At 73.4% G+C, this 9,084-nt stretch carries 8 protein-coding genes; 3 read left to right on the forward strand and 5 right to left on the reverse strand.

Annotated features, from left to right (window positions below; genetic code table 11):
- The first annotated feature begins 71 nt into the window (after positions 1 to 71).
- Positions 72 to 1,811, forward strand: coding sequence for a methyl-accepting chemotaxis protein (locus tag MKK69_RS19320; RefSeq protein WP_243970501.1), 1,740 nt, complete (start codon positions 72 to 74; stop codon positions 1,809 to 1,811).
- Positions 1,812 to 1,950: 139 nt separating this feature from the next.
- A complete protein-coding gene (locus MKK69_RS19325; protein WP_243970504.1) occupies positions 1,951 to 2,334 on the forward strand; it encodes a VOC family protein in 384 nt (127 codons plus the stop codon).
- Positions 2,335 to 2,452: 118 nt separating this feature from the next.
- On the opposite strand, the gene MKK69_RS19330 is transcribed toward MKK69_RS19325, so the two are convergent.
- The 3 genes from MKK69_RS19330 to MKK69_RS19340 are packed head-to-tail and all read right to left on the reverse strand — an operon-like array spanning position 2,453 to position 5,231.
- Positions 2,453 to 3,706: a cytochrome P450 gene (locus MKK69_RS19330; RefSeq protein WP_243970506.1), complete on the reverse strand. Its 1,254-nt coding sequence runs from the start codon at positions 3,704 to 3,706 to the stop codon at positions 2,453 to 2,455.
- 8 nt (positions 3,707 to 3,714) lie between these two features.
- Positions 3,715 to 4,986 carry an NAD(P)/FAD-dependent oxidoreductase gene (locus tag MKK69_RS19335; protein ID WP_243970507.1) on the reverse strand — a complete coding sequence of 424 codons (1,272 nt, stop codon included), beginning with the start codon at positions 4,984 to 4,986 and terminating at the stop codon, positions 3,715 to 3,717.
- Positions 4,986 to 5,231, reverse strand: coding sequence for a ferredoxin (locus MKK69_RS19340; RefSeq protein ID WP_243970509.1), 246 nt, complete (start codon positions 5,229 to 5,231; stop codon positions 4,986 to 4,988). Before MKK69_RS19340 ends, MKK69_RS19335 begins: the two co-directional genes overlap by 1 nt.
- 229 nt (positions 5,232 to 5,460) lie before the next feature.
- Here MKK69_RS19340 and MKK69_RS19345 point away from each other — a divergent pair, with 229 nt between their 5' ends.
- On the forward strand, positions 5,461 to 6,057 hold the full coding sequence (locus MKK69_RS19345) for a hypothetical protein (protein ID WP_243970511.1): 597 nt from the start codon (positions 5,461 to 5,463) through the stop codon (positions 6,055 to 6,057).
- On the opposite strand, the gene MKK69_RS19350 is transcribed toward MKK69_RS19345, so the two are convergent.
- Positions 6,024 to 7,796: a class I adenylate-forming enzyme family protein gene (locus MKK69_RS19350; RefSeq protein WP_243970513.1), complete on the reverse strand. Its 1,773-nt coding sequence runs from the start codon at positions 7,794 to 7,796 to the stop codon at positions 6,024 to 6,026. The genes MKK69_RS19345 and MKK69_RS19350 overlap by 34 nt on opposite strands.
- Complete coding sequence (locus MKK69_RS19355; protein ID WP_243970515.1) at positions 7,793 to 8,563, reverse strand: SDR family NAD(P)-dependent oxidoreductase; 771 nt, start codon at positions 8,561 to 8,563, stop codon at positions 7,793 to 7,795. Before MKK69_RS19355 ends, MKK69_RS19350 begins: the two co-directional genes overlap by 4 nt.
- Between the last annotated feature and the right edge of the window lie 521 nt (positions 8,564 to 9,084).

Below are 9,084 nucleotides of genomic sequence, written 5' to 3' on the forward strand. Positions count from 1 at the left end.
AGTGCGTCGTCCCCCGGGACCGGCGCGCGACAGGCGTTCCGGCGGCCCTTGCCGTCCCGTTCGGTGCTCGGATGACCTCCACGCAGACAGACAGCCCCCCCGCCGACCGCGTCGCGCCGCGGCGGAGCCTCGCGACGCTCAAGCTGCGCCACAAGCTGGCGGCGGTGATGGCCCTCATGGTCCTGGCCATGGGCGCCCTGAGCGCCCTGAGCTTCGTCGACACGCGGACATCGGCCCTGGAGGATCGGGCGCTCATGACGCGCCGGCTCACCGATGTGGCGCAGAGCCTGCTCGCCCATTACGAGGGGTTGGCCACCTCGGGCCGGATGCCCCTCGACGCCGCGCAGCAGGCGGCCCTGGGGGCGATCAGCGCCCTGCGTTTCGGCAACGACGACTATTTCTTCGTCCTCGCCTCCGACGGACGGCTGATCGCCAACGCCTTCAACGCCAAGAATGTCGGCAAGCAGGTGCTGGATCAGACCGACATCCCCGGCGGCAAGCGCTACTTCGCCGAGATGGTCGAGACCGCCCGGCGCGACGGGTCGGGTTTCGTGGACTACCTGAAGCCGCGGGCGGGCGGGACGGTGCCGGTCGAGAAGGTCGCGAGCGTGCAGATGTTCAAGCCCTGGGGCTGGATCGTCGCCACCGGTCTTTATCGCGACGACGTGCAGGAGGCCGTCCGCGGCCGCGCGATCACGATCGCGCTCTGGTCGGCGGGCCTCGCGATTCCGGTCCTGGCGCTGCTCCTGCTCATCGGCAACAGCCTGTCGCGCCCAATCGGCCGGCTGACCGCGGCGATGCGCGGCCTCGCGGACGGGGATCTCGCGGTCGCGGTCGGGGATCAGCAGCGCGGCGACGAGGTCGGCGCGATGGCCCGGGCCGTGCAGGTGTTCAAGGACGCGATGATCGCCAAGCGCGCCGCCGACGCGGCGACCGTGGTGGAGAACGCCGCGAAGATGCGCCGGGCGCAGGTGCTGGACGAGGTCACCGTCCGGTTCGACGCGCAGGTGAGCGCCCTGACGCAGGGGCTGGCCACGGCCGCCGTGGAGATGGAGGCCACCGCCCGGGAGATGACCCGCACCGCCGCGCGCACCACCGAGCAATCCGTGCGCGTGAGCGCGGCCTCCGAGCAGACCTCGAGCAACGTCCAGACGGTGGCGGCCGCCAGCGAGGAGATGTCCGCCTCGATCCAGGAGATCGCCGCCCGCGTCGCCCAATCCTCCACGATGGCCGACCGCGCCAGCACGGATGTGGCCCGCACGAACGCGCTGATGCAGGTCCTGTCCCGGGGGACGGAACAGATCAACGAGGTGATGGGGCTGATCGCCGGGATCGCCGGGCAGACCAACCTTCTGGCCCTCAACGCGACCATCGAGGCCGCCCGGGCCGGGGAGGCCGGCAAGGGCTTCGCCGTGGTGGCGGGCGAGGTGAAGGCGCTGGCCGCGCAGACCGCCAAGGCCACCGAGACCATCGCCGGCCAGATCGCGGCGATCCAGGGGGAGGCCCGGCACGCGGTCGAGTCGATGCGGACGATCGGCGGCACGATCGACGCGATGCGCACGGTGGCGCTCGGGGTGGCCGCCGCCATGGAGGAGCAGGGGGCGGCGACCAGCGAGATCGTCCGGAACGTCTCGCAGGCGGCCCAGGGCACGCAGGCGGTGAGCGCAGATATCGACGACGTGCGGAAGGCGGCGGGCGAGACGGGGAGGGCCTCGGGCCAGGTCCTGAGCGCCGCGCAGGAGCTGGCGCGCTACTCCGCGCGGCTCGGGCAGGAGGTGTCGACCTTCCTCGACGCGGTCAAGGCTGCCTGACGGCGTTTCCGCGAACTGGCGGGTCGGCACCGCAACCCTGGAGTGGTGGACAGCGTCGACCCGAACGGACACGGTTCGAATCCAGCAACCCGGCCGCGGAGCCGGCCGGTTCGGCACCGCCTCATCCAGGAACCGATCGATGCGCTTCGCCCACGTGGCCCTGTGGACGCAGGACCTCGACGCGGCCGCCGCGTTCTGGAGGGCGTATTTCGGTGCCGAGGTCGGCGCGCCGTACCACAGCCGGCGCCGGCCGGGATTCGTGTCGCGGTTCGTGACGCTCCCCGGGCCGGGCGCGCATATCGAGCTGATGACCGGACCCTGGGTCGAGGACGGGCCGGGTCCGGACCACGTCGGCTGGGCGCACGTGGCCATCTCGCTGGGCTGCATCGCGGCGGTGGACGCGTTGGCCGAACGGTGTGCGGACGGGGGATGCCTCGTGTCGCCACCCCGCTGGACCGGGGACGGCTTCTACGAGGCGATCGTCGCCATGCCGGACGGGACGCCGGTGGAGATCACGGTCTGAGGGCAGCGATCCACAGGCGCGTCCCCCCGCTCCTCAGACGCGGACGGCGTGATGATGGCCCCGCAAGCGGGACGCCTGAGCAGGCGGAGACGCGGCCTCGGCGCCGGCGCGACGCCGCTCACGCGATCCCGTCGATCGCCACCCGCAGATGCTCCGGCCCGCGCAGGGCGGCGCCCGGCCGGTAGGGCGGCGGGTCCTCGATGAGGCGCGGCGCCTTCAGCCGGGCGGCGAGGGCGGTGAGCGCCGCCTCGGCCTCGAACCGGGCGAGCGGCGCGCCGACGCAGTAATGCAGGCTGCCGCCGAAGCCGAGATGGCGGGTGCCAGTGCGGTCCGGATCGAACCGGTCGGGATCCGGGAACACGGCCGCGTCGCGGTTGCCGGAGGCGAGCAGCAGCACGAGGTCGGCGGCCTTGGGGATCGTGACCCCCGCGATGTCGATGGCCGACAGCGTTCGGCGGGTCCGGAACTGCACCGGCGGCTCGTAGCGCATCAGCTCCTCGATCACCCGCGGGGCGCGCAGCGGATCCTGCCGCAGGCGCTCCAGCTCGTCCGGATGCCGCAGCAGGGTGAGCAGGCCGTTGGTGATGAGGTTCACGGTGGTCTCGTGGCCGGCCACCAGCATCAGGATCGAGGTGGCGACCAGATCGTAATCGCCCATCTTCGCGCCCTCGGGGGTGGCGTGGTTGGCCAGGCCCGAGAGCATGTCGTCCCGCGGGTGCTTGCGCTTGTCCTTGATCAGGTCGGCCATGTAGCCGCCGATAGCGTCGAAGGTCCGGCTGTTCTTGGCACGGATCTCGGTATCGGACAGGCTGTCGGGCTCCAGCGCGGTGGCGAGCTGCGTCGCCCATCCGTGGAACTTCGGCTCGTCCTCCCGGGGCACGCCGAACAATTCGCAGATCACCGTAACCGGCAGCGGGTAGGCGAGGTCGTCGACGGCGTCTATCTCCCGGGCGCCGCTTTTCGCGTCGAGCAGGTCGGCCACCAGCCGGTCGGAGCGGGCGCGCATCGCCTGGACGCGCTCCCGGGAGAACTGGTGCATCACCGCCGCGCGCAGGGCATCGTGGTCCGGCGGATCCCGGAAGATGAAGACCCGGTGCCGGTCCATCATCCAGTCCTTGAGCGGCTTGACGATCAGGTCGGTGAGCGGGTTGCCGGTGCGCGGCCGGTCGGCCGGGGGCTGGGTGTCGGAGCTGACCCGCGGATCCTGGAGCAGGCGCGCGATGGTGTCGTGGGTCGCTGCCACCCAGGTCCCGTCCCCGGTGCCGTCGTCCTGGCGCGAGACGGGGGTCTCCCGCAGCTTCGCGTAGACGGGGTAGGGGTTCGCCCGATTGGCGAAATCCTTGACCTGACCGAGGAGGCTGGCGTCGGGCATGCGGTCTCTCAGGAAAAGCCCGGCTCGAGGATCTTGATCGCCTTCGGTCGGTCGGCCGCGGCCCCGTGGGGCGGGAACGGCGCACCGGCCGCCACCATCTCGGCATGGGCCGGCAGCCACCGGGCCGAATCCACCGACAGGGCCGCGATGCAGCGCCCGGCGCGGCCGTAAAGGGCGATGAATCGGCCCGCGGCGGGGTCGCCCTGGGTGATCGCCACCGCGTCGGCGCCCTCGGTCAGGCCAGCGGACTTGACCACGAGGTCCCCTTGCGTCGACCAGAAGGTCGGCAGGGCGCCGTAGGGCTCCCCGGGGGGCGTGCCCGCGAGCAGCCGGCCGGCATGGACGGCCTGGGCGGCCGCGTGGCTCCAATGCTCCAGGGCGACGCGCCGCCCCTCGTAGAGCGGGTGGGAGAAGCGCGCCACGTCGCCGGCGGCGGCGATGCGCGGGTCGGTCTGCCCGTCCGTGTCGTGGACGTGCCCGGAGGCGTCGCAATCGACCCCGCCGGGATCGGCCGACAGCCCGGACCCGTCGAGCCACTCGGTGTTGCGGACGGCACCCAGCGCGATGACGGCGACATCCGCGTCGATGCGACTGCCGTCGACGAGATGGGCGCGCACCAGGCGTCCCTCGGCATCCTCCAGCCACTCGACCTCGGCGCCGCACCGGATCTCGACGCCGTGACCCGCGTGGATCGCCCCGATGAACGCCCCGACGGTGCTGCCGAGAACGCGGGCGAGCGGCGTCGGGCCGGGCTCGACCAGGGTCACCGGCAGGCCGAGCTTCCGGCACAGGCTGGCGACCTCGCAGCCGATGAAGCCGCCGCCGATCACCAGCACCCGGCGCGGCCCCGCCGCAAGGGCCCGGCGCAGGGCCGCGGCATCGTCGCGGCCGCGGAGGGTGAAGACCCCCGCCAGGCGCCCCTCGTGGGGGTTCGGCCACGGGCGGGCGCGGGTGCCGGTGGCGATCAGCAGGCGGTCGTAGGGGAGGTCACGCCCGTCGGCGAGCAGCACGGCCCGGCGCCCGCGGTCGAGGCCGATTGCGGGGTTGCCGAGATGCCAGTCGGCGTCCAGGCCGTGGATGCCCGGCAGGGTCGTGGCGTCCGCCGGGATCGCGCCGGCGAGGACGTGCTTGGAAAGCGGCGGCCGGTCGTAGGGATAATGCGGCTCGGCGCCGATCACCGCCAGCGGACCCGAAAACCCGGCTGCCCGCATCGCCTCGGCGCCGCGCAGGGCCGCGAGGCCGGCGCCGACGATCACCGCCCGCTCGGAGGTGCGTGCCATCAGCCGCGCCGCTCCGGATCTTCGACCCGGATGGCCTGGACCGGGCAGGCGACGCGCGCCCGCTCGATATCGTCCCGGTCCTGCGCGGCGGGGGCGGGATCGTAATAGAGGGCCTCGTGCCCCTCGATGCGGAAATGCCGCGGCGCCGCGTAGCAGCACTGGGCATAGGCCTGGCAGAGGTTGAGATCGACGCTCACCCGCAGGCCGGGTGGGGAGCCGGGTGGCGCATCGGCGGAGGCGGACATGGCGGGGCAACCGCGCGCGGAGCCCGGGGTTCCGCCCCCCGGCGCGACCGCGCGGCCGCAGGCTTTTCGCGCGCGGGCCTGTCTCCGGAGACCACGGGTTACCGATAGAGACAGAGTCTCGCCAATCCCCGCAGAAATGGATCGGCGTGATTTCCCCGGATCGCGGTTCGATCTATTGTCGCGCCGCCCCGCGGGCCTGTCCGGCGCGCCGCGATCCCAGGAGGGCACCATGCCGCACGGTGCGCGAACCAGCCTCGTCGCCCTGTTCCTGCTCGCCGGCCTCGGAGGCGCGTCCGCCGAACCGGCCGCGGGCTCGACCTGGACCGACCCGCCGGCCCATAAGTCGGGCACCGAGACGCGGCCGGCCGCGGATCGGAAGGCCGCGGCGCCGGTTACCGCAGCCCCAACCGCCGCGACCCCGGCTGCCTCGCAGGAGGCCCGATCGGCTCCGGCCGCGCGAAGGGCGGTCGCGGCCCGCCGGGCGCCGGAGCGCAAGGTCGCGCACGCCGCCGTTCCCTCGCCCAAGCGGGTCGCCGCCGCGCCACGCCGCGTCCGGATCGCCGCGCCCCAGACCCGGATGGCCCGCGATCCGCGCTTCGTCGCCGTGGCGCCGCCCCCGCCGCCCGCGGAGGGCTACGCCCGCTACCGGTCCTACGGATATGCGCCGGGCTCCGCTTACGGCCCGGGCTACGCGGACGATCGCCTGGAGCGCCTGCGGAGCGCGGAGGCCGCCGGCTACCTCGTGGTGCGCCGCCGGACCGTGCAGTTCCCGGACGGGCGGTCGCTGCGCGTCTACCACCCCGACGACGAGGGCGAGCCGTTCTGATCCGACGGCGCGGCGAAGACCTTCCGCAGCGGCGCCCGCAGCACCTTCCCGGCGGGGTTGCGGGGGAGGAGCCCGTCCCAGACCACCACCCGCACCGGCACCTTGAAGGCCGCGAGCCGGGTGGCCGCGAAGGCGCGGATCTCCTCCGGGCCGGCGCTCGCCCCTTCCGCCAGCGCCACGATGGCGCCGGGCTCCTCGCCCAGCGTCGGGTGGGGCACGGGCAGCACCACGGCGTCGACCACGTCCGGGTGTTCGTAGAGGACGTTCTCGACCTCGCAGCAGTAGATGTTCTCGCCGCCGCGGATCAGCATGTCCTTGATCCGGTCGACGATCGTCAGAAAACCCTCAGCGTCGGCGCGGGCGAGGTCGCCCGTGCGCAGCCAGCCTTCGGAGAACGTCTCGGCGGTGGCCTTCGGATCGTCCCAGTAGCCGCGGACGACGTTCGGCCCCTGCACGCAGAGCTCGCCGACGCTCCCCGGCGGCAGGTCCCGCCCGAGGGGATCGACGATCCGCACCGCGCAGACCGGCAGGGGCGGGCCGCAGGAATCGGGGTGCGCCCGATAATCCTCGGCCTGATGGTGGGTGAAGGTCGCCGAGGTCTCGGTCATGCCCCAGCCTGTGCCGGGGACGGCCTGCGGCAGGGCCTCGCCCAGGGTCCGCACGAGGTCGCCGGCCGCAGGGGCGCCGCCATAGGTCACGGCGTCGAGGCTCGGCAGCGTCCGGCCCGCCTCCCGGGCCGCCGTGGCGAGCTGCCACGCGATGGTCGGGACCCCGCCCGCGCTGGTGCAGCCCTCCGCCTCGATCAGGTCGAGGGCCTCGTTGGCGTCCCAGCGGTGCATCATCACGAGGCGGTGGCCACCGTAGAGGGCCGCCCCGAGGCTCGCGTGGCAGCCGGTGACGTGGAACAGCGGGATCACCAGCAGCGCCACCCGCTGCGGCGCGGCTGGGTCGGGCCTCACGGGCGTCTCGCCCCGGCGCAGGCAGCTGCGCGCCGCCGAGTAGGGATAGGCCATCACCGTGGTGGCGGCCGCCCGGTGGGTGCCGACCGCCCCCTTCGGCTTGCCGGTGGTACCCGACGTGTAGAACAGGGTCGCATCGTCCTCCGGGTCGAGGGCGACGTCGGGCACGGCGACGTCGGGGAGGGCGGCCCAACCCGCCACCGGGCCGATCACGTCGGTCAGCGGCGTCGCCCGGGGGTCGGGCTCCATTCGGGTGGTGTAGACGCGCTCCAGGGCCGGGCATTCGGCCAGATGCGGGGCGATCCGGGCGAAGCGCTCGCCGTCGGCGATGAGCACCCGCGCCCCGGAATGCCGGAGCCCGTAGGCGAGCTCGGGCCCGGTCCACCACGCGTTGAGCGGCGTGGCGATGGCGCCGGCCAGCAGGGCGGCGTAGTAGCAGACCGGCCATTCGGGCAGGTTGCGCAGGGCGAGGGCGACCCGGTCGCCCTTGCGCACGCCGGCCTCCGCGAGGGCCCGCGCCAGATTGGTCGCGGCGCGGGAAAAGCCCGTGAAGGTCACGCGCTCGTCGCGGTAGACCACGAAGGTCTTCTCCCCATGGCCTTGAGCGATCCGGAACAGGTCGCGGAGCGTCGGCGGGGCCTTCTCCCAGATCCGGGTCGGCACGCCGCGGATGTCGATCGTCGCGATCGCGAAGGGCGCGCCCGGGGCGGTGAGCCGCGCCTCGGCCTCCCGGAAGGGCAGGGCCGGCCAGCCGGCGGGGAGGCGGGGATCGGCGCTCATCGGGCGATCGTCACCCCGCCGTCGATCACCAGCGCCTGACCGGTGACGAACCGGCCCGCCGCCGACGCCAGGAACACCGCCGCGCCCGCGATCTCGTCGGGCTCGCCGATCCGGCGCAGCGGCGCGGCGGAGGTCGTAGACGCCAGCATCTCGGGATCCTCCCACAAGGCCCGGGCGAAGTCGGTGCGGATCAGGCCCGGGCAGAGGCAGTTCACCCGGACGTTGGCCGGGCCGTATTCCACCGCATAGTTGCGGGCGAGCTGGAGGTCGGCGGCCTTCGAGACGTTGTAGGCGCCGATCACGGGCGAACCTTTGAGCGCCCCGATCGAGGAGACGAGGATGATCGCCCCGTCCCGCCGCGCGACCATGCCGGGGGCGACCTTCTGGATCAGCCAGTGGTTCGACAGGACGTTGTTGTCCAGGATCTTGCGGAACTGCGCGTCGGAGATGTCGGCGAGCGGCCCGTAATAGGGGTTGCTGGCGGCATTGCACACCAGCACGTCGACCGGCCCGAGACGGTTCCCGGTCTCCTCGACCAGGGCTTCCAGCTCGTCCTTCACCGAGATGCTGGCCGGGATCGCCACCGCCCGGCCCGGGCCGTGGGTGGCCTCGATCTCGGCCACCACCGCGTCGCAGGCCTCGCGCTTGCGCGAGGAGATCACCACCCGGGCGCCGTGCTCGGCCATCCGCAGGGCGATCGCCCGCCCGATGCCCCGGGACGAGCCGGTGACGAGGGCGACCTTGCCGGTCAGATCGAACAGGGACATGGCGGGATCTTACGCTGATATGAATGAGCGGCGCTCTCCCTCCCCCCTCTGGGGGGAAGGGCTGCGGCCGCAGAAGGAAGCGCGGGTCCCCTCTCCCGTACGGGCTACCGGATGCACACATCGCATCCGGCCGCGGGCAACGGCCGGACACAAGCGCATCTCCCTCCCCCCTCTGCGGGGGAGGGCAAGACCCGAGGCCGTTCGCGCCTGGGGTCAGACGGGGAAGCGTGAAGCGGGAGACTCGCCCAGGACCGGGCCGGGGGACAGGACTACCCTGCCGGTCCGGTGGCACCGGGACATGACGAGACCTTACGCTGTCCTGCACGGGCGGCGCGCGCCCCCCCCCCTCTGGGGGGAAGGGCGGCGGCCGCAGAAGGAAGCGCGGGTCCCCCCTCCATGACGGGCTAGCGCATTCACACACCCCATCCGGCCGCGCGCAACGGCTGGACACAAGGGCATCTCCCTCCCCCGCAGAGGGGGGAGGGCAAGACCCGTGGCCGTTCGCGCCTGTCGTCAGACTG

It is taken from the genome of Methylobacterium sp. J-026, assembly GCF_022829585.1.
Classification (GTDB): Bacteria; Pseudomonadota; Alphaproteobacteria; order Rhizobiales; family Beijerinckiaceae; genus Methylobacterium.

Coding starts and splice junctions, on each gene's coding strand:
- MKK69_RS19320 (WP_243970501.1), top strand. CDS start 72: ATGACCTCCACGCAGACAGACAGCCCCCCCGCCGACCGCGTCGCGCCG.
- MKK69_RS19335 (WP_243970507.1), bottom strand. CDS start 4,986: ATGGCACGCACCTCCGAGCGGGCGGTGATCGTCGGCGCCGGCCTCGCG.
- MKK69_RS19350 (WP_243970513.1), bottom strand. CDS start 7,796: ATGAGCGCCGATCCCCGCCTCCCCGCCGGCTGGCCGGCCCTGCCCTTC.
- MKK69_RS19345 (WP_243970511.1), top strand. CDS start 5,461: ATGCCGCACGGTGCGCGAACCAGCCTCGTCGCCCTGTTCCTGCTCGCC.
- MKK69_RS19340 (WP_243970509.1), bottom strand. CDS start 5,231: ATGTCCGCCTCCGCCGATGCGCCACCCGGCTCCCCACCCGGCCTGCGG.
- MKK69_RS19355 (WP_243970515.1), bottom strand. CDS start 8,563: ATGTCCCTGTTCGATCTGACCGGCAAGGTCGCCCTCGTCACCGGCTCG.
- MKK69_RS19330 (WP_243970506.1), bottom strand. CDS start 3,706: ATGCCCGACGCCAGCCTCCTCGGTCAGGTCAAGGATTTCGCCAATCGG.
- MKK69_RS19325 (WP_243970504.1), top strand. CDS start 1,951: ATGCGCTTCGCCCACGTGGCCCTGTGGACGCAGGACCTCGACGCGGCC.